The organism is Microvirga yunnanensis, from assembly GCF_025460875.1.
In genome coordinates, this window is sequence record NZ_JAMXFI010000147.1 from 1 (window position 1) to 20,471 (window position 20,471).

21 protein-coding genes are annotated in these 20,471 nt (G+C 66.5%); 12 read left to right on the forward strand and 9 right to left on the reverse strand.

Annotated features, from left to right (window positions below):
* Positions 1-525: 525 nt before the first annotated feature.
* Complete coding sequence (locus NF876_RS38185) at positions 526-1,407, forward strand: hypothetical protein (RefSeq protein WP_262273105.1); 882 nt, start codon at positions 526-528, stop codon at positions 1,405-1,407.
* 88 nt (positions 1,408-1,495) lie between these two features.
* On the opposite strand, the gene NF876_RS38190 is transcribed toward NF876_RS38185, so the two are convergent.
* From NF876_RS38190 to NF876_RS38220, 7 genes are all read right to left on the reverse strand, one after another.
* Complete coding sequence (locus NF876_RS38190; protein ID WP_262273106.1) at positions 1,496-1,627, reverse strand: DUF2474 domain-containing protein; 132 nt, start codon at positions 1,625-1,627, stop codon at positions 1,496-1,498.
* Positions 1,627-2,676, reverse strand: coding sequence for a cytochrome d ubiquinol oxidase subunit II (gene cydB / locus NF876_RS38195; protein WP_262273107.1), 1,050 nt, complete (start codon positions 2,674-2,676; stop codon positions 1,627-1,629). The genes NF876_RS38190 and cydB overlap by 1 nt, the downstream gene beginning before the upstream one ends.
* 11 nt (positions 2,677-2,687) lie before the next feature.
* Positions 2,688-4,124 (reverse strand): cytochrome ubiquinol oxidase subunit I, encoded by a 1,437-nt coding sequence (locus NF876_RS38200; RefSeq protein ID WP_262273108.1) that lies wholly within the window; start codon positions 4,122-4,124, stop codon positions 2,688-2,690.
* A gap of 70 nt (positions 4,125-4,194) precedes the next feature.
* Positions 4,195-5,073, reverse strand: coding sequence for an MBL fold metallo-hydrolase (locus NF876_RS38205; protein WP_262273109.1), 879 nt, complete (start codon positions 5,071-5,073; stop codon positions 4,195-4,197).
* Between the two features lie 98 nt (positions 5,074-5,171).
* Complete coding sequence (locus tag NF876_RS38210) at positions 5,172-5,519, reverse strand: hypothetical protein (RefSeq protein ID WP_262273110.1); 348 nt, start codon at positions 5,517-5,519, stop codon at positions 5,172-5,174.
* A 327-nt stretch (positions 5,520-5,846) separates the two neighbouring features.
* Positions 5,847-7,004 carry a DNA topoisomerase IB gene (locus NF876_RS38215; RefSeq protein ID WP_262273111.1) on the reverse strand — a complete coding sequence of 386 codons (1,158 nt, stop codon included), beginning with the start codon at positions 7,002-7,004 and terminating at the stop codon, positions 5,847-5,849.
* Between the two features lie 27 nt (positions 7,005-7,031).
* Positions 7,032-7,349, reverse strand: coding sequence for a SemiSWEET family sugar transporter (locus NF876_RS38220; protein ID WP_262273112.1), 318 nt, complete (start codon positions 7,347-7,349; stop codon positions 7,032-7,034).
* A gap of 111 nt (positions 7,350-7,460) precedes the next feature.
* On the opposite strand from NF876_RS38220, the gene NF876_RS38225 reads away from it, so the two are divergent.
* From NF876_RS38225 to NF876_RS38250, 6 genes are all read left to right on the forward strand, one after another.
* Positions 7,461-8,612 (forward strand): glycosyltransferase family 4 protein, encoded by a 1,152-nt coding sequence (locus NF876_RS38225; RefSeq protein WP_262273113.1) that lies wholly within the window; start codon positions 7,461-7,463, stop codon positions 8,610-8,612.
* Positions 8,609-9,262: a class I SAM-dependent methyltransferase gene (locus tag NF876_RS38230; RefSeq protein ID WP_262273114.1), complete on the forward strand. Its 654-nt coding sequence runs from the start codon at positions 8,609-8,611 to the stop codon at positions 9,260-9,262. The genes NF876_RS38225 and NF876_RS38230 overlap by 4 nt, the downstream gene beginning before the upstream one ends.
* A gap of 527 nt (positions 9,263-9,789) precedes the next feature.
* Complete coding sequence (locus NF876_RS38235; RefSeq protein WP_262273115.1) at positions 9,790-10,071, forward strand: transcriptional repressor; 282 nt, start codon at positions 9,790-9,792, stop codon at positions 10,069-10,071.
* Between the two features lie 97 nt (positions 10,072-10,168).
* Positions 10,169-11,449: a flavodoxin-dependent (E)-4-hydroxy-3-methylbut-2-enyl-diphosphate synthase gene (gene ispG, locus NF876_RS38240; protein ID WP_262273116.1), complete on the forward strand. Its 1,281-nt coding sequence runs from the start codon at positions 10,169-10,171 to the stop codon at positions 11,447-11,449.
* A 186-nt stretch (positions 11,450-11,635) separates the two neighbouring features.
* Positions 11,636-13,582: a potassium transporter Kup gene (locus NF876_RS38245; protein WP_262273117.1), complete on the forward strand. Its 1,947-nt coding sequence runs from the start codon at positions 11,636-11,638 to the stop codon at positions 13,580-13,582.
* Positions 13,583-13,625: 43 nt separating this feature from the next.
* Complete coding sequence (locus tag NF876_RS38250) at positions 13,626-14,177, forward strand: GNAT family N-acetyltransferase (protein ID WP_262273118.1); 552 nt, start codon at positions 13,626-13,628, stop codon at positions 14,175-14,177.
* Between the two features lie 7 nt (positions 14,178-14,184).
* Here NF876_RS38250 and NF876_RS38255 read toward each other — a convergent pair whose 3' ends face one another.
* Complete coding sequence (locus tag NF876_RS38255; protein ID WP_262273119.1) at positions 14,185-15,111, reverse strand: polyprenyl synthetase family protein; 927 nt, start codon at positions 15,109-15,111, stop codon at positions 14,185-14,187.
* Here NF876_RS38255 and mtgA point away from each other — a divergent pair.
* The 3 genes from mtgA (at position 15,110) to NF876_RS38270 (ending at position 18,085) form a co-directional block, all read left to right on the forward strand.
* Complete coding sequence (gene mtgA / locus NF876_RS38260) at positions 15,110-15,922, forward strand: monofunctional biosynthetic peptidoglycan transglycosylase (RefSeq protein WP_373371484.1); 813 nt, start codon at positions 15,110-15,112, stop codon at positions 15,920-15,922. The two genes, NF876_RS38255 and mtgA, sit on opposite strands and share 2 nt — an antisense overlap.
* A 132-nt stretch (positions 15,923-16,054) precedes the next feature.
* Positions 16,055-16,240 (forward strand): 50S ribosomal protein L32, encoded by a 186-nt coding sequence (rpmF, locus tag NF876_RS38265; protein WP_152712060.1) that lies wholly within the window; start codon positions 16,055-16,057, stop codon positions 16,238-16,240.
* A gap of 213 nt (positions 16,241-16,453) precedes the next feature.
* Positions 16,454-18,085 carry an EAL domain-containing protein gene (locus tag NF876_RS38270; RefSeq protein WP_262273120.1) on the forward strand — a complete coding sequence of 544 codons (1,632 nt, stop codon included), beginning with the start codon at positions 16,454-16,456 and terminating at the stop codon, positions 18,083-18,085.
* A 21-nt stretch (positions 18,086-18,106) separates the two neighbouring features.
* Here the strand turns inward: NF876_RS38270 and phaR are convergent, their stop codons facing one another.
* Complete coding sequence (gene phaR / locus NF876_RS38275) at positions 18,107-18,688, reverse strand: polyhydroxyalkanoate synthesis repressor PhaR (RefSeq protein ID WP_262273121.1); 582 nt, start codon at positions 18,686-18,688, stop codon at positions 18,107-18,109.
* A 234-nt stretch (positions 18,689-18,922) separates the two neighbouring features.
* Here phaR and NF876_RS38280 point away from each other — a divergent pair, with 234 nt between their 5' ends.
* Complete coding sequence (locus NF876_RS38280; RefSeq protein WP_262273122.1) at positions 18,923-20,101, forward strand: acetyl-CoA C-acetyltransferase; 1,179 nt, start codon at positions 18,923-18,925, stop codon at positions 20,099-20,101.
* 171 nt (positions 20,102-20,272) lie between these two features.
* Positions 20,273-20,471 (forward strand): SDR family NAD(P)-dependent oxidoreductase (locus NF876_RS38285; RefSeq protein ID WP_262273123.1); only part of this gene is annotated, 199 nt, incomplete at its 3' end.

Below are 20,471 nucleotides of genomic sequence, written 5' to 3' on the forward strand. Positions count from 1 at the left end.
AGCCCGTGAGAGCCAGAAGGTTGACCACTGCCGAGAAGGCGGCAACCCCGGTGAAGGAGGGAAGGCACGATTTCAGAGCGTCTTGGACCTCTGTGCTTTCTTCCCGATTTCTCGATGCCTGCTTCATGTTGTCTTTCCGATAGGCGGACCAGTGACCCGGCGCCGTCAAGATTGTAGAACCGTAGCGTAAGGATATACCTTATCACAACGTTTGCCACCTGACGATGGCTGCGATGTCGGGCTGTGGCCCCACAAGAGTATCTCGTTATAGTTAGGCCTGGAAGGCCAGGTTTCTCAGCACTCTTATGGGTATCGAGATGCCCCTAAGGTGGTCGCGTTCCGTAACGACACCTTTTGTAACCCTATTCTATGTAACATTGTCAACAAAAACTTAGAGATCGCCCTGCAAATTTTATGCCCCTCTTCGTTCGGAGAGGTCATGCAATGCAATGACTTAACGCCAAGGATAACGCTTTGGTAAACTTTTAGGGTTAACGGTCTCTGACCTGGAAATGAGGTCGGAATATGGACATCAACATACGTTCTCAGGACTGCAGCGAAGCCGCGAAACGGACCGGCGCATCGTCCGCCGGACCCGTCCAGATCGACCCCACGGCCAGCGCGGCCCTGGAAGAGGCCATCAGAAGCGCGAAGCTTCGCCCGAAATTCTCCTCCCCCGAGGGACCGGCCCGGGAGAAGGTCCCGGCCGGCGCGACATCCTCCGCGGCCCGTTTCCTCGCCCAGGCCGCCGTGGCCCTCGTGCTCGTCGGAGCCGGGTGGTCGGCCTCCTACGTGGGAACCCTGGCCAACCGGGACGCCGTCGGCAGGCTCGAGGCCGAGACGGCCCGCAGCCGGGAGATTCTTGCCCGCCTGAGCACGGATCTCGACGCCCTGCGGGAAACCGTGGTCGCGTTCAAGGATGTCGAGCACACCGCCTCCACCTCCTCGGCTTCCGAACAGTCGAAGCTCTCCGACAGGATCGAGCGCCTCGCCACCAGCCTGCAGGAGCCCGGCAGGAAGCTTGCGGGTCTCGAGGATCGGCTCGACCGGATGGAGAGCCAGATCCTCACCACCCTGGCCGGCCTGAACCCGAAGCCGGCGGCGCCCGCCGCGCCTCCGGTCACGGAAGCGGCCCTCAAGGAGGAAACCCCTGCCCCGAAGCCGGAGGCGGTCGCGCTGAAGCCGGAGCCCCCGGCTCCCAAGCCGGCGAGGAGCGAGCCGGTCGACGGATGGGTCCTGCGCGAGGTCTATGACGGCGCGGCCCTGGTCGAGAACCGCAACCGACGCCTCTACGAGGTCATGCCGGGCGGCGTCCTCCCGGGCGTCGGCCGCATCGAAGGCATCGAGCGTCGCGGCGCCCGCTGGGTCGTGGTCACCGACAAGGGGTTCATCGGCACCTATCGCTAGAGCTGTTTCCACTAGCGTGGAATCACCTCTCTTCTTTGCCATGCCGCATTTTTGACGGCGAACCGGATCCACTTCGCCGAAAAATGCGCTAATGAGGGATGATCAGCCTCAGCCCGTAGACGAGCCCCGCGAACACCGCGAGGCTCGCCCCGTACAGGGCCACGAACCAGAGCAGGCGCTTCGAACGCGGCTCCGGCGGACGGTGCGTCTCGGCCCCCATCAGTGATAACCGTAGCCGCCGCCGGAGATCTCGTCCGCCACCTTGCCGCGGAAGACGTAATAGGCATAGGCCGTGTAGGCGAAGGTGATCGGCAGCACGATCGCGAAGCCCACCAGGGCGAAGAGCTGGGAGTTCACCGTGTTGGCCGTGTCCCAGATCGTGAGATTCGGCGGCACGATGTAGGGGAAGAGGCTGACCCCGAGACCGAGATAGCCGAGCAGGAACAGGCCGACCGCCAGGAAGAACGGGCGCACATGACGCCCCTCCTCCAGATCGCGCAGGAGCCTGTAGGCCACGTACGCGGTCACCAGGGGAATCGGCGCGAGGAACGCGATGTTGGGCCAGGAGAACCAGCGCGTCTCGATCTGCCGCCCCAGGAACGGCACCCACACGGACACGGCCGCCATGGCGAGCACGGTGGCGACGAGAAAGCGCACGGCCATGCGCCGCGCCCAGATCTCCAGTTCGCCCGTGGTCTTCATCACGCACCAGGTCGCGCCGAGAAGCCCGTAGCCGAAGATCAGGCTGAGGCCGGTGAGCACGCTGAAGGGCGTGAGGAAATCGAAGGTGCCGCCGGTGAACTGGCGCCCGTCGGTGGCGAATCCCTGGACGAAGGCGCCCAGCACCATGCCCTGGAAGAAGGTCGCCAGCAGCGAGCCGAAGAAGAAGGCGTTGTCCCAGAGGAATTTCGACCGGTCCGCCTTGAAGCGGAACTCGAAGGCGACGCCGCGGAAGATCAGCGCGATCAGCATGAGGATGATCGGCACGTAGAGGGCCGGCATGAGCACCGCATAGGCGATGTGGAACACGGCGAAGAGACCGCCGCCGCCGAGGATGAGCCAGGTCTCGTTGCCGTCCCAGATCGGTGCGACCGAAAACATCATGCGGTCGCGCCAGTTCCCGCTGCGGGCCGCCTTGAACAGAATGCCGACGCCGAGATCGAACCCGTCGACGATCACGTACATGGCCACGGCCACCGCGATCAGACCCGACCAGATCAGCGGCAGCCAGAAGGCCAGTCCTTCGTGTTCCATCCCGAAGCCGAACATGCCTCGCCCTCCTATTCCGCCGGCTGTGCACGATGTCGAGAGCGCCCTTCGAGCCCTTCGTCGGGCAACGAGAACGGACGCTTCGGCTTCTTGTCGAGATCGTCTCCCCGGATGTCCTCGATCGGATCGGGCCCGCGCCGCAGGAGCTTGGCGAGATAATAGGAGCCGAAGCCGAACACGAAGGCATAGACGACGATGAAGGTCAGGAGCGATGCGGTGACCGCGCCGGGCGCGATGGGAGACACCGCGTCCGCCGTGCGCAGATGTCCGTAGACCACCCAGGGCTGGCGGCCGATCTCCGCCGTGAACCAGCCGAAGAGCACGGCGCCGAAGCCCGAGGGCGTCATGATCATGGCGGCGGTCAGGAACGGCCTGTTGCTGAACAGCGTACCCTTCCAGCGCAGATACAGGCTCCACAGGCCGAGTCCGAGCATCGCGAAGCCGATGCCGACCATGATGCGGAAGGAGAAGAAGACCGGCCAGACGGGCGGGCGCTCGTCCCGGGGAACCTCCTTCAGGCCCGGCACGACGCCGTGGAAGGCATGCGTGAGAACCCAGCTGCCGATTTTCGGAATGCCGATCTCGTAATGGTTCGTTTCCGCCACCTCGTCCGGAATGGCGAAGAGGCGCAGCGGCATGTTCGCCATGCGGTCCCAGTTGCCCTCGATGGCGGCCAGTTTCGTCGGCTGGTACTTGAGCACGCCGAGGCCGTGGAGATCGCCGATGACGATCTGGATCGGCACGAAGATGGTCGCGAACCACAGCGCCATGGACAGGGAGCGACGCGATCCCGCGAGCTTCGCCGCCGGAGCGTCGTGCGGATGCCGGAGCAGCATCCAGGCGGACATGCCGGCGACCGCGAACGCGGTCGTCAGGTAGCAGCCCATGACCATATGCGCATAGCGCAGGGGGAAGGACGGATTGAACACGACCTTGAACCAGTCGACCGGCACCGCCTTGCCGTTCTCGATGGCGAACCCGTCCGGCGTCTGCATCCAGGAATTGGCTGACAGAATCCAGAAGGCGGAGATCAGGGTCCCCAGGGCCACCATGCAGGTGGCGAAGAAATGGAGCCGGTCGCCGACCCTCTCCCAGCCGAAGAGCATGATGCCCAGGAAGGCAGCCTCCAGGAAGAAGGCCGTGATGACCTCGTAGGCGATGACCGGACCGAGCACGTTGCCGGTGAACTCGGAGAAGCGTGACCAGTTCGTGCCGAACTGGTAGCTCATCACGATGCCGGACACGACGCCGAGGCCGAAGGAGACCGCGAACACCTTCACCCAGAACCGGAAGAGCGTGCGGTAGAGCGGATTTCCGGTGCGCAGCCAGTTGAATTCGAGCGCCGCGAGCCAGCTGGCGAGACCGATGGTGAAAGCCGGAAAGATGATGTGGAAGGCAATCGTGAACGCGAACTGGATGCGCGAAAGCATCAGGGCGTCGAATTCCATGTCCTCTTCCCCTCGTCGGCCTACCTGCCTGCTTTTAGGGCGGCGGCAGGCAGGGACCAGGGGACGCGGCTCAATGAGCCCGCAAGGGTGGACGACGGTCCGCCCGGATCGGGCGCCATCCGGTGCTCAGGCGCTGCAGGGCTTCGAGCTCGATCGGGTCGTGGCTGCAGAAGATCTTGACGTCGCTGCGCCCGTCATTGGCGAGATCCCGCAGCCGCTCCTGGTTGTGAAGGCGCAGCCCCCGGTCCTCCTCCATCAGCCGCTGATAAGCCGCGAGACCGGGCGTGCAGGACGGGTCCGCGTCCATCTCGTGCCGGTAGAAATAGGCGTCGCCCGCATTGAGCAGCCACCCGTCCGGCGTGTCGATGGCGATCCCGGCATGGCCCATCGTGTGGCCCGGCAGGGGGATCATCAGGATCTCGGGCGGCAGCCCGTCGAGGTCGCGCACGGAGCCGAATCCGAACCAGCGCTCCCCGGTGGGATCGTAGAACCGCCAGTCGCGCACCTCGTCCCATTGCCCGGGACTGTAGCGGCGGCGGTGAATGAAGCCGTGCCTCACCTCGGCTTCCTCGACCTCCGCGCGCAGGACATGGACGACGGCTTCCGGGAAATCCTCGAGGCCGCCGGCATGATCGAAATCGAGATGGGTCAGCACGATGTGGCGCACGTCGCGGGGCGAGAAGCCGAGGCTCTTCACCTGTTCCAGCGCCGTATAGCGGTGCTCGAGCCGGATGCGGTTCGTGTGGATGAAGAGCGGGCTGATCCGCCCATAGGGATCCTCCACGTCCCGGGAGCCGAATCCCGTATCCACGAGGACGAGCCCGCTGGTGTCCGTCTCGACCAGGAGGCAATGGCAGATGAGTTGTCCCGTCAGGCCCCGGCTGACGCCATCCCACAGCCGCCCGCCGACGGGACACATGCAACCGCAATTGAGATGATGGATGCGCATGGGGAGGCCTCGCTGGAATGAAGGTGGCGAAGCCCTAACGGGTCAGGCGGGAGAATGTTCGACCGTCGGAGGGGCCGTCTGTCCCTTCACCCGTCCCTTCACCTGCGGCAGGCGAAGGGCGGGAACGTGCTCGCCGTTCCGGCATTCATGGCGGCGACGACCATCATGTTGGCGAGATCGAGTTCCTCCGCCGTGCGTGGGCAGACGTCGCCCTTCGTCGTGCAGCCCGAGGCCAGGAAAGCCTCATGGCGCTCGAGAAACTCCCGGCCCAGACCCTTCGTGCCCCGATGGGCGAGCGCATCGGACCAGGCTTTCCGGTAGCGGTCGCATTTGACCTCGGGCCAGCTCCGGGGCTCGCTCCCCTGCGCGAGAGCGGGCGCCGTTTCGCCCGCAAGGAAGCAGGCCAGGAAAGCCGCGAGGGCCGCCCCTATCGTCCACGGTGCCATCAGAGTCCCGTCCGTTCGTTGCCGATGCGATGGACCATGGGACGGGAGAGGCGTCAAGGCTTGGGCCGCGCCTGAGCGTCATCCTTCCTCCCTGTCGTCACCGGCCTTGTGCCGGTGATCCCGATCGGATGGGCTCGGCGCCTCACATCATCGGGATGGCCGGGACGAGCCCAGCCATGACGTGAGAGGTTGGACCGGTCCGACCGCCCTGCTCATGTCTCTCTGAAGCCAACTCTCTCTGAATCCATGCGGGACATGCCCGGTCCGACATCTGATCCCGGACCGCTGCTCGACTTCATCCGGGCAGACCATGAACCAGGCATCGTCTCAAACCCGCATCTCGGGCTCCGTCTTGTCGGATTTCCTGGACGACGGGCGGCGGCGCTTCCTCGCGGGCTGCTTCTCGACCTCCCGGGAGATGCGCTGCTCCAGCAGCGCCAGCACGGCCGCCTCCTCGGGCTTGAGGCTGGCGAGATCCTCGCGCAGCTCGGTCTCGATCTCTTCCTTGACGTCCAGGAGCAGGCCGCCGTCGAGATAGGAGGCGAAGACCTCCGGATGCACGTAGCATTTGCGGCAGATGCTCGGCGTGTTGCCGAGGCGGGCGGACACCTTCTCGATGGCCGCCCGGATGTTCTTCTTCGCCTTGGCGTCGCTGTCGAACGCCTCGAATTCGGCCAGAGCCAGGGCCGCCAGAACGGTGCCGGCCCAGGTCCGGAAGTCCTTGGCCGTGATCTCGCTTCCCGTGATTTCCTTCAAGTAGGCGTTCACGTCGGCCGAGGTGACCGATTGCTGCTCGCCGTTCTCGTCGAGGTATTGAAACAGGTCCTGACCGGGCAGATCCTGGCAGGCCTTCACGATCTTGGCGATGCGCCGGTCCTTGACCTGCAGGCGCCAGGTCTTGCCGCTCTTGCCCTTGAACTGGAACCGCAGCTCGCCGCCGTCGACCTTCACGTGCGGGTCGCGCAGGGTGGTCAGGCCATAGCTCTTGTTCTGCTTGACGTAATCGGAGTTGCCCACCCGGATGAGCGTGTTCTCGAGCAGATGCACCACCGTGGCCAGCACCTTCTCGCGCGGAAGCCCGCGCAGGCTCATATGTGCGTCGATGGTCTTTCGGATGGCCGGCAGCCCGCGGGCGAACTCCAGCATATGCTCGTATTTCGTGCTCTCGCGAACCTCCCGGAAGGCCGGATGGTAACGGTACTGCTTGCGGCCCTTGGCGTCGCGGCCCGTGGCCTGGATGTGGCCGTTCGCCTTCGTGCAGATCCACACGTCCGTGTAGGCGGGCGGGATCGCCAGCGATTTGATGCGCTCCAGGATCGACCTGTCGTCGATCGTCCTGCCGTCGGGGCCGGTATAGGTGAAGCTCTTGCCGGATTTCCTGCGCCGGATGCCGGGCTCCTCGTCGGAGACGTACCGCAACCCCGCCGATTCGGCGGCGTCACGCGGGTCGATGACATTCTCGGCGGTGGCGTTCGGTTCCGGCATGGAAGGCCTTTTGGAAAAAGCAGAACGTCAACCGGTCCGTGCCATCGCGGGTTCCCTGGGCGTCCTCGCCCCTGACGATTTGCCCCGGTCGTTCCGGATCTTGAAGACCAGAATGGTGGCGCTCAGGACCAGGCTCAGCAGGTTGAAGGCCATCACGGGCCAGCTGCCGATCAGGAACCCGTAGGCCGACCACAGGACGAAGGCCGTCACCGTGACCACGTACATGTGCTTCGAGATGGCCCGCGTGTCGCGCTCCCGCCATGCCTTGACCACCTGGGGAATGAAGCTCGAGGTCGAGAGGAGGCCTGCGATCGTGGCCAGGACGGTCGGCAGCCATTCCGGCATGTCGGTTGTCTCCCATGTTTCGAGATGACGGCAACGGGTCCCGATCGGGGGAGTTCCCTTTTGCCCTTCGCGGGGGTTAGAAGGGCCCAGCCTCTTCATCCGGATCATCCCTTGTCTTCCTTGTCCCTGCCTGACGTCCAAGGCCGCAAGATCGTCTTCGTGATCACCGAGGACTGGTTCTTCGCCTCCCATTTCCTGCCCATGGCCAGGGCGGCCCGCGAGCTCGGGCTCGAGGTCACGGTCGTGACCCGCGTGCGCACGCACCGGGAGGCGATCGAGGCCACGGGGGCGAAAGTGGTCCCGCTCGAAGCCGAGCGGCGTAGCCTGAATCCCATGGCGGCCGGCTATGCGGCCGGTCAGCTTGCCGCGATCCTGAAGGCCGAGAAGGCCGATCTCGTCCATTGCATCGCCCTCAAGGGAATCCTGGTCGGAGGCTTCGCGGCCGCCCTGGCGGGGATCGGCCGCCGGGTCTATGCGCTGACCGGCTCGGGCTTCCTGGGAGCCCGGACGGACAGGATCGCACGCCTCTCGCAGCGCGCCGTGCGCCTGCTCGTGCGCGGGCTCGAAACCCGCCAGACCCGCTATGTCTTCGAGAACACGGACGATCCCAAGCTCCTCGGGCTCGATCCCGCGAGTGAGCGCGTCACCATTCTCGGCGGAGCCGGCATCGACCCGGACCATTTTCGGCCCACCCCCCTGCCCGTGCAGCCGCCGCTCTTGATTGCGGTGGTGGCCCGCATGCTCTGGTCCAAGGGCATCGACCTGGCCGTGGAAGCGGTCCGTCGGGCACGGGCGGAGGGCGCGGCCGTCGAGCTCTCCCTTTACGGCGCCCCGGATCCCTCGAACCCGAAGGCGATTCCGGAGGAGACCCTGAAGGCCTGGAGCGCCGAGCCCGGCATCTCCTGGCATGGGCCCACGCGGGACGTGGCCGCCGTCTGGCGCGCGCATCACGTGGCCTGCCTGCCCTCGCGCGGCGGCGAGGGGCTTCCGCGGACGCTGCTGGAGGCCGCCGCCTGCGGCCGCGCCATCGTGACGACCGATGTTCCCGGCTGCCGGACCCTGGTGCGGGACGGGATCGAAGGGCGCCTCGTTCCGGCCGACGACACGGACGGCCTGGCGGAGGCGCTCGCGACCTTGTCCGGCCAGCCGGACATCGTCGCCCGCATGGGCGAGGCGGCGCGCGCGCGCGTTCTCGACGGTTTCACGGAACGGGATGTCATCGAGAGCGTCAAACGGCTTTACCGCTCGATGCTGGCCTCATGATCTCCGACCCCATCGCCTTCATCCGCTCCGAGACCCGGCTCCGCCCCGTGCCTCACGCGCCGGAAATCTCCCTGCACGTGGCCGACGAAGCGACGGAGCTCTGGCAGAAGACCGAGGAGGAACTGGGCGAGATCGGCCTGCCGCCGCCCTTCTGGGCCTTCGCCTGGGCGGGCGGACAGGCGCTTGCCCGCTACGTCCTCGATCATCCGGAAACCGTCCGCGGGCGGCGCGTCCTGGATTTCGCCTCGGGCTCGGGCCTCGTCGCCATCGCGGCCATGAAGGCCGGCGCCTCCGCGGTGACCGCCTGCGACATCGATGCCTTCGCGGTCGCGGCGATCGGCATGAACGCGGCGGCCAACGGCGTTTCCTCGATTACCCCGCTCCGGGAGGACGTCGTGGGGCAGGATCGCGGCTGGGACGCGGTGCTCGCCGGCGACATCTGCTACGAGCGCGATCTCGCCGAGCGGGTGACCGACTGGCTGCTTTCCTTGAGTCGGAGGGGCGCCACCGTCCTGATCGGCGATCCCGGACGCAGCTACCTTCCCAAGGATCGCCTGGAGAACCTCGCCGTCTACGAAGTGCCTGTCACCCGGACTCTCGAGGATTCCGACGTAAAGAGATCGAGCGTCTGGCGCTTCCGGCAGCCCTAGAGCATCGGACGGAAAAGTGGACCCGGTTTTCGCTGGCGCGGCCCGCTGGGTCCGTCCTGACCGATGCTCTCATTCAAGAAGAAAGCATCGGATGGATCCCAAAAGTGCAAGTCCACTTTTCACGTCCGATGCTTTAGCTCGACTCTATGCAAATCTGCAACGTTGGATTGCAGACGCGGGGGCGTTTCCCCACTTTATTTATGTCGTGTTATAACATATATGAATTGGGTGGATTCGTGCCTCGCACGGGGCGCGGAGAAGGCGGGGGCGCCAGATTTTAGTCATTTAGCCAGGGATGATCCAATGGCCCATGCATTATCGCTTCACCACAGACTTTCCCACGCGGACGCTCCGACCGACTCGGACAGAACGGAACGCGCCATCGCCCGGTCGGAAGCCGTCTGCCGATCGAAGGGCGCGCGGCTCACTCCGATCCGCCGCCGGGTGCTCGAAGCTCTCCATGGGGTCGACGGGCCGCTCGGCGCCTACGACCTGGTGGATCTCTGCTCGGCTCGCAGGGGCGGCGCATGGCTCCCATCACCATCTACCGCGCCTTGGACTTCCTCATCGAGCAGGAGCTGGTGCATCGGCTGGCGAGCCGCAACGCCTACATCGCCAGTTCGGGGACCGTCGCCGGCGCACGCACGACGGCGTTCCTGATCTGCGACGGATGCGGGGACGTGAACGAAATCGCGTCCCCGGACGTGGCCGAGACCGTGCTCAAGGTCCTCCGGGATCAGGGCTACCAGCCGCGCACGAAGGTTCTGGAGATCACCGGGCGTTGCGCCCGGTGCCAGGACGTTCACTGAGGCGACGTTCTCCGCACCATTAAGCCGCGCTTGACGAAGCAGATGTTTGGCATCAGCTAAACGGCGGCAGCCTGGAGCTGCCGTCGTGGAATGCAGCATGTCCCTCATCTCGCCCTCTGAGCCCGCCTCCGAAAGCCTCGCCGGCCCCGCCCCGCGCCACCGTACGGTGGGCGTGCGCGTCGGATCCGTCATGGTCGGCGGCGGCGCGCCGATCGTGGTCCAGTCGATGACCAACACGGATACGGCGGACGTGGACGCGACCGTCGCCCAGGTGGCGGCGCTCGCCCGCGCGGGGTCGGAGATCGTGCGCATCACCGTCGATCGCGACGAGGCGGCCGCGGCCGTGCCGAAGATCCGCGAGCGGCTCGACCGGCTCGGCGTCGACGTGCCGCTGGTCGGCGACTTCCACTATATCGGCCATCAGCTCCTCGCCGATCATCCGGCCTGCGCCGAGGCGCTCGCCAAGTATCGCATCAATCCGGGCAACGTGGGCTTCCGGGAGAAGAAGGACCGGCAGTTCGGCGCCATCGTCGAGCAGGCGATCCGGCATGGCAAGGCGGTACGGATCGGGGCCAACTGGGGGTCTCTCGACCAGGAGCTGCTGACGCATCTGATGAACGAGAACGCGGCCTCGGCGAGCCCGCGCGACATGCGCTGGGTCACCCGCGAGGCCATGATCCAGTCGGCCCTGCTCTCCGCCGCCCGTGCGGAGGAGATCGGCCTCGGGCGCGACCGGATCATCCTGTCGGCCAAGGTCTCGGCGGTGCAGGACCTGATCGCCGTCTATCAGGATCTGGCCCGCCGCTCCGATTACGCGATCCATCTCGGGCTCACCGAGGCCGGCATGGGCACGAAAGGCATCGTGGCGTCCTCGGCCGCCATGGGGATCCTGCTCCAGCAGGGGATCGGCGACACGATCCGCTATTCCCTGACCCCGGAGCCCGGCGGCGACCGGACCCTGGAGGTCAAGACCGCCCAGGAACTGCTCCAGACCATGGGGTTCCGAACCTTCGTGCCGCTCGTCGCCGCCTGCCCGGGCTGCGGGCGGACCACCTCGTCGGTATTCCAGGAACTGGCCCGGGATATCCAGACCTGGATCTCCACCTCGATGCCCGAGTGGCGCCGGATCTACCCGGGCGTCGAGAACCTCAACGTGGCCGTGATGGGCTGCATCGTGAACGGGCCGGGCGAGTCGAAGCACGCGAATATCGGCATCTCCCTGCCCGGCACCGGCGAGCAGCCCGCGGCACCTGTCTTCATCGACGGGAAGAAGGCCATGACCCTGCGCGGCCCGACACTCGCCCAGGACTTCCAGAAGATCGTGATCGACTACATCGAGAAGAGCTATGGCCAGCCGGGGCGCGACGCCGCCGAGTGAGGCGGCAAGCGTGGCCATGGAACCTCCTGCGAAATTCCGTTTTTAAGCTAAGGCGCGATATGCTAGAGAGCCGCCGTGCCGGCAATGACGGCCGCTGCGCTCGTTGGAGAAGGGGGCCGCCCTTCGTCGTCTACAGGGTACTTCAACAAGGGCCGTCCGCGGGCACGTCCGCAAAGAAAAGCACACATGGCAGAACAGCACGCCGTTGCCCCGGGACATGCAGATTCCGCAGCCCCTGAGGCCACCTTACCGGACAGCCATTTCAAGGCGAGCTTCTGGACCCTGACCCTCGGCGCCATCGGGGTCGTCTATGGCGATATCGGCACCAGCCCGCTTTACGCCATGCGGGAGACGGTGTTGGCCGCCACCGGCGGTCACCATGGAACGCCCGTTCCCCTGACCCGCGAGCTCGTGATCAGCATCCTGTCGCTCCTGCTCTGGGCCCTCATCCTCACCGTGTCGGTGAAATACGTGGTCCTGCTGCTCCGGGCCGACAACAAGGGCGAAGGCGGCTCGCTCACCCTGGTCGCCCTGGCGCAGCGCGCGCTCGGGCGACGGAGCCTTCCGATCCTCATGATGGGCATGGCGGGCGCGGCCCTCTTCTACGGGGACGCGGCGATCACGCCGGCCATGTCCGTGCTGTCGGCCCTGGAAGGGCTCAAGCTCGTGGGTCCGTCCTTCGAGGCCTATATCCTGCCGGGCGCCGTGGCGATCCTTGTCGCCCTCTTCGCCGTGCAGAGCCGCGGCACCGGCAAGGTGGCGGCCTTCTTCGGCCCTCTCACGCTCCTGTGGTTCATCAGCATGGGGGCCCTCGGCCTCCTCCACATCGCCGACGATTGGGAGGTCCTGCTCGCGTTCAACCCGTATCACGGCGTCTCCTTCCTGGTCACGCACCCGGGCACCGCCTTCGCGATCCTCGGCAGCGTCTGCCTGGCCGTGACCGGCGCCGAGGCGCTCTACGCGGATCTCGGCCATTTCGGCCGCAGGCCCATCCGCACGGCCTGGAGCACGGTGGTCTTTCCGGCTCTTGCCCTGAACTATCTCGGCCAGGGTGCGCTCGTGCTGTCGAACCCCGATGCGATTGCCAATCCCTTCTTCCTTCTGGCCCCGCCCTGGCTGCTCCTGCCCCTCGTGATCCTCGCCACCCTGGCAACCATCGTGGCGAGCCAGGCCGTGATCACGGGCGCCTATTCCCTGACCCGGCAGGCCGTCCAGCTCGGCATCCTGCCGCGGCTGGAGGTCCGCTTCACCTCGGAGACCCATCAGGGCCAGATCTATCTGCCGCGGGTGAACTGGCTCCTGCTCGCCGCCGTGGTCAGCCTGGTGCTGCTCTTCGGCTCCTCCAGCAATCTCGCCAGCGCCTACGGCATTGCGGTCTTCGGCACCATGGTGGTCACCACCCTGCTCGCCTGCGTGGTCATGAGCCGGAGCTGGGGCTGGGGGCCGGTGAAGACCGGGCTCATCATGATCCCGCTTCTCCTGATCGACCTCACCTTCCTGTCCTCGAACCTGGTGAAGCTCCTCGACGGCGGCTATGTCCCGCTCGTCATCGCGGGCGTTTTCTTCGTGCTCATGTGGACCTGGGTGAAGGGAACCCGGATCCTGTTCGAGAAGACCCGCAAGATCGACGTGCCCTTCCTCGAGCTCGTGCAGATGCTGGAGAAGAGCCCGCCGCACCGGGTGAAGGGCACCGCCGTCTTCCTGACCAGCGACCCGGATACCGCCCCGGCGGCCCTGCTGCACAACCTCAAGCACAACAAGGTGCTGCACGAGAAGAACGTGATCCTGACCGTCAACAGCGCGGACGTTCCGCGCGTGGAGGACGAGGACCGCGTGGCCATCGAGCATGTGGGCGATTCGTTCTGGCGCATCCGCCTGAGCTACGGCTACATGGAAACGCCCAACATTCCCCGGGGCCTCGCGATCCTGCGCAAGCAAGGCTTCAAGTTCGACATCATGGCGACCTCGTTCTTCCTGTCCCGCCGCTCGATCCGCCCCGCGAGCCAGTCCGGCATGCCGCTCTGGCAGGACAAGCTGTTCATCGGCCTGGCGAAATCGGCGAGCGACGCCACCGACTTCTTCCAGATCCCCACGGGACGCGTCGTCGAGGTCGGCACCCAGGTCACGGTGTAAGCCTGTTGCGCGCGAGAGAACGTGATGTCAGTTTCGATGCTCCATGACTGACATCAGCCTCATCCCCCCGAGCCTGAACTGGCTTCCCTTCTATGCCGATGCTCTCGAGCGCGGATGGTCGCCCAACACGGACCAGGACGTCAGCCGCGAGCAACTCCTGCAGCTCCGGCGCGATCCCGAGCGGTTTCTCCACGACCTCTACCACAGCCCGATGGTCCGGCTGGCGGACGGGCAGGAGGTGCCGCGCCTGCCGGCGCACGATTACTGGATCAGCGACGGCACGTTCTGCGGCCGCATCGGCTTTCGCTTCCAGCCCGGGACGGAAGAGCTGCCGCTCGCCGTCTACGGCCATATCGGCTACACCATCGTGCCCTGGAAGCAGCGCCGCGGCTACGCCACGCAGGCCCTGCGCATGATCCTGCCGGTCTGCCGCTCGGAGGGCTTCTCGCGGGTGCTGATCACCTGCGACGACGACAACGATGCTTCGCGAAAGGTCATTCTGGCCAACGGCGGCATCCCTGCGGGCTCCGTGCCGCACAACCGCCGCCCGGGTCACGTCAAGCTGGCATTCTGGGTTCCGACGACCCAGGATTGACGCGGGCTCAAACCTGCCGTTCGACGACGAAGCGGACGGCCTCGCGCAGAACCAGCGCCTGCGGGCCGAAGCCGTCGAGGGCGCTGTCCGCCTGTTCGACGAGCTGCCGGCATTCGCGGCGGGCGCCATCCATGCCGAGCAGGTCGACGAGGGTCGCCTTGCCCTTCTCCTGGTCCTTGCCCGTGCGCTTGCCGAGCGCCTCGGCGGAGGCCTCGCGGTCGAGGATGTCGTCGGCGACCTGGAAGGCGGCTCCCAGCGCGCGCCCGTAAGCCACGAGCCTTCGGCGCGCCGCGGCATCCGCCTGCCCCAGGATCGCGCCCGCCTCCACCGAGAAGGTGAGGATCGCCCCCGTCTTCATCATCTGCAGCAGGCGCACGTCGGCCTCGCCCATGTCGACGGACCCGTAGCGCCCCTCCGCGGACAGATCGAGCAGCTGCCCGCCCACCATGCCCCCGAGCCCCGAGGCGCGGGCAAGGCCGAGCACGAGGTCGGAGCGAATGGCAGGCTCCGACGCCGTGGCGGGATCCGCGAGAACCTCGAAGGCGAGGGTCTGAAGGGCGTCGCCCGCGAGAATGGCCGTGGCCTCGTCATAGGCCTTGTGCACGGTGGGCCGCCCCCGGCGCAGGTCGTCGTCGTCCATGGAGGGCAGATCGTCATGGACCAGGGAATAGCAGTGGAGAAGCTCGACCGCGCAGCCCGCCCGCAGCGCCCCCTGCCCTTCCGCTCCCAGGAGGCGGGCCGCCTCGATCGTCAGGAACGGCCTCAGGCGCTTGCCGCCCCCGAGGACCGCATGACGCATCGCGGCCATGAGGCGGGGCGGCCGGGCAAGCTCGCCGGGAGCGGCTTTGTCTGTTAGCAAGGCTTCGAGACTTGCTTCGACAACCCTCGCGGCATCGGAGAGCCGCGTCGTGAAAGTGCTGGTGGATGGCGCCATGACGAGCCTGAATCCGGAAGGGGCTGCCGCTCCGTCCGAGGGAAATGCGGGTGAACGGTTGCGACCGAAATGGACGCTGCGGTCGGGACGGCCGCGGGAGCCGATGACGGTTGCCCGCTTTGTCCGCCGCCTCGTCCGGATCGGCCTCGGTCTCATCCTCTTATGGGTCGGGGCGGTCTTTTGGCTAGGCCTTTTGTACTGGGTCGTGCCGCCGGCCTCGACCCTGATGCTCGGCCGCTGGCTGACCCTGCAGCCGGTCGAGCGGGACTTCGTCGGGCTCGACGAGATCTCGCCCTCCCTTCCCCTGGCGGTCATGACCGCCGAGGACAGCCGCTTCTGCGAGCACAGCGGCGTCGACTGGGACGCCCTGTGGGACGTGGTGGAGGCCGCCGACGAGGATGGTCCGTCCCGGGGCGCCTCGACCATCCCCATGCAGGTCGCCAAGAACCTCTTCCTGTGGCCGAGCCGGTCCTATGTCCGCAAGGGTCTGGAGATCCCGGTCGCGCTCTATCTCGACCTGATCTGGTCGAAGCGGAAGATGATGGAGGTTTATCTCAACGTGGCCGAGTGGGGCGACGGCGTCTTCGGCGCCGAGGCGGCCGCCCGGACATACTTCCGCAAGCCGGCCAGGAACCTGACCCGCCAGGAGGCCGCCCTTCTGGCGCGGGCGCTGCCCAACCCCCTGGTCCGCAACCCGGCCCGCCCGCGGCCCGGCCATCGGGCCCTGGCGGGCCAGCTCCAGGCCCGCATGGAAAGGGCTGCTCCCTTCAGCGACTGCCTCAAGCCGCAAGGAACCGCCCTGCGGCAATGAAAAACCCTCGGATTGCTTTCAGGGGCTAGATATTTGCCCAAAGACCTTGTATGAGGCGCAACCTCATCAAGTTTGAGATGTGAGCGTTCCCCGGTTGAGCGGGCGCTCCGCTATATTAACCGGAGACGAGATATGGCCGTTCCAAAAAGAAAAACGTCGCCTTCGCGGCGCGGAATGCGTCGCTCCGCGGATGCCTTGAAGGCCCCGACCTACATCGAGGACAAGGATTCCGGCGAGCTGCGCCGTCCTCACCATGTTGACCTGAAGACCGGCATGTACCGTGGCCGTCAGGTCCTGAAGGTGAAGACCGACGCGTAATCCAACGCGGCATGCGACAATCCGAACCGGCGCCTCGAGCGCCGGTTTTTTTATGCCCGTTATCCCCAAACGGACTGATTTTCCATCGCATTTTACCCTTCATTAAGCCTGAGGGACGATCCTGCATCCCTTGGTTTTCCGGGGTTTCGGCGAGGCTTTCGAGAGGTGCCCTCAGCCATCCCCGATCTGTGCGTAGAGTCGAGGGTGAGCGTGATGGCGACGAAGGGGCAGGGCCGGACGGGACTTTTCAGGGGCGTATCCCGGTCGCCGCGCCAAGCCTCACCGTCCGTCCGACCCCCGGTGAGCGGCATCGTGTATGCCTGGGACATGGTGTCCGACACCCTGACCTGGGGGCCCGGCGCCGCCGAGGCGCTGGGTCTGCCGTCCCGGGATCTGCCGAAGACCGGTCAGGCGTTCTCCTGGCTCGTCGAGCCCGGCTGCGGCCTCTCCCGTCAGGACGCCATCGGCATGACCGGGAGCCCGAGCCGTGCTTACGAGACGCGGTACGCCCTGCGCTTCGAGCCGGACCGGGTGGTGATGGTCGAGGATGCGGGCCGCTGGCAGCAGGATGTCCAGGGACGCCCGGCCTATGCCCGGGGCCAATTGCGGCTCGACCGGGCGCCGGGCGACCGGGATCTGGTGCCCGCCATGCTGCAGCAGCGCTCGGAGCTTTTGTGCGGCATCCAGAACGGCATCAACGAGGCGGTGCGGGTCTCCCAGACCTGCACCCTGATCGTCGGCGCGCTTGAGGGCGATGGCAGCGATTCCGCGGCGGAACTCGCCCGGATGGCGCGCCCGATGATGCGCCGCCACGATCTCTTCGCCTTTCTCGGACCCGACCGCTTCGCCCTGGCCCTGACCTCCTGCCCGGCCACGGAGACTCCGAGCGCCATGCGGCGGCTCGCCGGGTTGATGAAGGATCATCCGGCCGCTCGCTCCCTGCGTCTTGGAGCCGCCTGCGCGCCGGATCATACCTTCAAGGCTCCGAAACTGCTGCGCTTCGCCGAGCAGGCGCTGGCATCCGGCCTCGAGCGCGGCGATTCCTGCACCCTCTACGACGCCCGGCCGAGCAAGGCCTCCCGGGCGGCCGAGCAGGCGCCGTTCGATTGGATCGCGGCCCTGAACGACCGCAGCCTGAGCCTCGCCTGCCAGCCGGTGGTGGAAACACAAAGCCGCGCCCCGGCCCTGATGCAGGCCGTCGCGTGCCTGACGCACCCCGAGGGCGATCCGATCCTGCTCGGCCCGGTGCCGAGGCTGAAGGAGGCGAACCTCGCCCTTCTGGTCGACGCCCGCATGCTGGAACTGGCCGCCGATCACCTCAACGATCACCCCGGCCTGCGGTTGGCGCTGCCGGTCTCGGCCAGAACGCTCCAGGATGCCGAATGGCTGGCCCTGCTGGCCGCTCACCTCGGCGCCCGCCCGGGCATCGAGTCCCGGCTCGTGATCGAGGTTCCCGAGGCGGCCCTGACCGAGTGCCGCAAGACCCTGGGCCGGCTCCATGCCATGAAGGCCCTCGGGGTCGGGCTGTCCCTCACCGGCTTCGGAGCCGGCTACGTGACGCCGGGCCAATTGCGGATGCTGCCTGTCGACCTCGTCAAGATCGACGGCGTCTTCATCCAGCCGCTCAAGCGCTCGACCGCCGACCGGCTCATGGTCAGGACCCTGATCGACCGGGCCCAGCACCTCGGCATCGCCACGGCGGCGGAATGGGTGGAGGACGAGGCGACGGCCCGCCTGCTGACGGCCTGGGGGGTGGATTATCTGCAGGGCGGATTGTTCGGCGCCCCGGAGGCGGTGCAGCAGCCTTCGGCGCTCCACCGGATGCTGAAGAAGGCGCGAGGCTGACGATCCGGGCGTCGCGAGAGGCTACTTGCTGGCCAGCTTGTCGAGCTTGGCCTGCATGTCGGCCATCTGCTGCTTCAGGCGGTCGAGGTCGTCCCCGCCCTCGCCTCTCGCGGAAGGCTTCGCCTCGGGAGCGCCGGAGGGCGCCTGCGACTGCGGGAAGGGCGAGAACATGCGCATGGCCTCGGTGAAGAAGCCCATGTTCTTGCGCACCTGCTCCTCCATGGCCTGGAAGGCCGAGGGGCCGAAGGCCTGCGCCATCTGCTCGCGGAGCTTCTGCTGCTCCTGGGACAGATTGTTCATGGAGAATTCGAGATAGCTCGGCACCAGGGCCTGCATGCTGTCGCCGTAGAAGCGGATCAGCTGGCGCAGCACCGTGACGGGCAGGAGGTTCGGCCCCTCCTTGTTCTCCTGCTCGAAGATGATCTGGGCGAGAACCGACCGGGTGATCTCCTCGCCGGACTTCGCGTCGTAGACCACGAAATCCTCGCCCTTGCGCACCATGCCCGCTAGGTCTTCCAGGGTCACGTAGGTCGAAGTACCCGTGTGATAGAGGCGGCGGTTGGCATATTTCTTGATGACCGTCGGTTGTTTGTCCGTCGCCATTGTGCCCGATACGCTCCCGGGAGATCCACCGTGCCCGGCATCCTTCATCCCGATCCGCGGGATGCCAGGCTTCCATGATTATAAGTCTTATCCCGAACGATCAAAGCGCCAAAAGTCTAAGGCCCACAGGGCTGGGTTGCATGATCCGATCCTTGACATCCCACCCCCTGGGGATTTGATCGGACCGGCACTACATTCATTCTGCGACCAGACAAACAGCATGAGGAGAGAGGAATGGCCCGAGACAGCATCGTCATCGTCGGCGCGGCGCGCACCCCCGTCGGCTCGTTCAACGGGGCCTTCGCCAACACCCCGGCCCATGAGCTCGGCGCCATCGCCATCAAGGCGGCCCTGGAGCGGGCCAAGGTTGACGGCGCGGAAGTGGACGAGGTGATCCTCGGCCAGATCCTCACCGCGGGCCAGGGCCAGAACCCGGCCCGTCAGGCCGCCATGGCCGGCGGCGTGCCGCAGGAGAAGACCGCCTGGGCGCTGAACCAGCTCTGCGGCTCGGGCCTGCGCACGGTCGCCATCGGCATGCAGCAGATCGCCAACGGCGATGCCGGGATCATCGTGGCGGGCGGCCAGGAATCCATGTCGCTCGCGCCCCATGCCGCCCATATGCGCGCCGGCACCAAGATGGGCGATTTCAAGCTCGTCGACACCATGCTCAAGGACGGCCTGATGGATGCCTTCCACGGCTACCACATGGGCAACACCGCCGAGAACGTGGCCCAGCGCTGGCAGCTCACCCGCGAGGAGCAGGACCAGTTCGCCACGGCGTCCCAGAACAAGGCCGAGGCTGCCCAAAAGGAAGGCCGCTTCAAGGACGAGATCACGCCCGTGACGATTGCGAGCCGCAAGGGTGACATCGTGGTGGATCAGGACGAGTATATCCGCGCCGGCACCACCGTCGAGGCTCTCGCCAAGCTGCGCCCCGCCTTCTCCAAGGAAGGCACGGTCACGGCCGGCAACGCGTCGGGCATCAATGACGGCGCTGCCGCCGTCGTGCTCATGACGGAGGCGGAGGCCGAGAAGCGCGGCCTGACCCCGCTCGCCCGCATCGCCTCCTGGGCGACCGCCGGCGTCGACCCGGCCATCATGGGCACGGGCCCGATCCCGTCCTCCCGCAAGGCCCTGGAAAAGGCCGGCTGGAGGGTGTCCGACCTCGACCTCGTCGAGGCCAACGAGGCCTTCGCCGCCCAGGCGCTGGCGGTCAACAAGGACATGGGCTGGGATCCGTCCATCGTGAACGTGAACGGCGGCGCCATCGCGATCGGTCACCCCATCGGGGCCTCGGGCGCCCGGGTCCTGGTCACCCTCCTGCACGAGATGGGCCGGCGCAACGCCAAGAAGGGTCTCGCCACCCTGTGCATCGGCGGCGGCATGGGCGTCGCCATGTGCCTCGAGCGCTGAAGGTCGCCTCGCGGGCCAAAAACGTCGCGAGGCTCGGTGAAATTCCGGAGCCTCGCCCTTCCCCGTTCCGTCAAATAGCCTAAGCTATGTTGTGAGGCGGTCCATTCCGACCGCCTCACGGCGAAGGGATCCTCGAGAGATCCGCACGAACGGTCTTGGGAAGGAAACAGCATGGCGCGTGTCGTTTTGGTCACCGGTGGCACCCGCGGCATCGGTGCCGCGATTTCAAAAGCCCTGAAGGACGCGGGCTACAAGGTTGCGGCCAATTACGGCGGCAATGACGAGGCCGCCAACCAGTTCAAGGGTGAAACCGGCATTCCGGTCTTCAAGTTCGACGTGTCCGATGCGGCCTCCTGCGAGAGCGGCATCC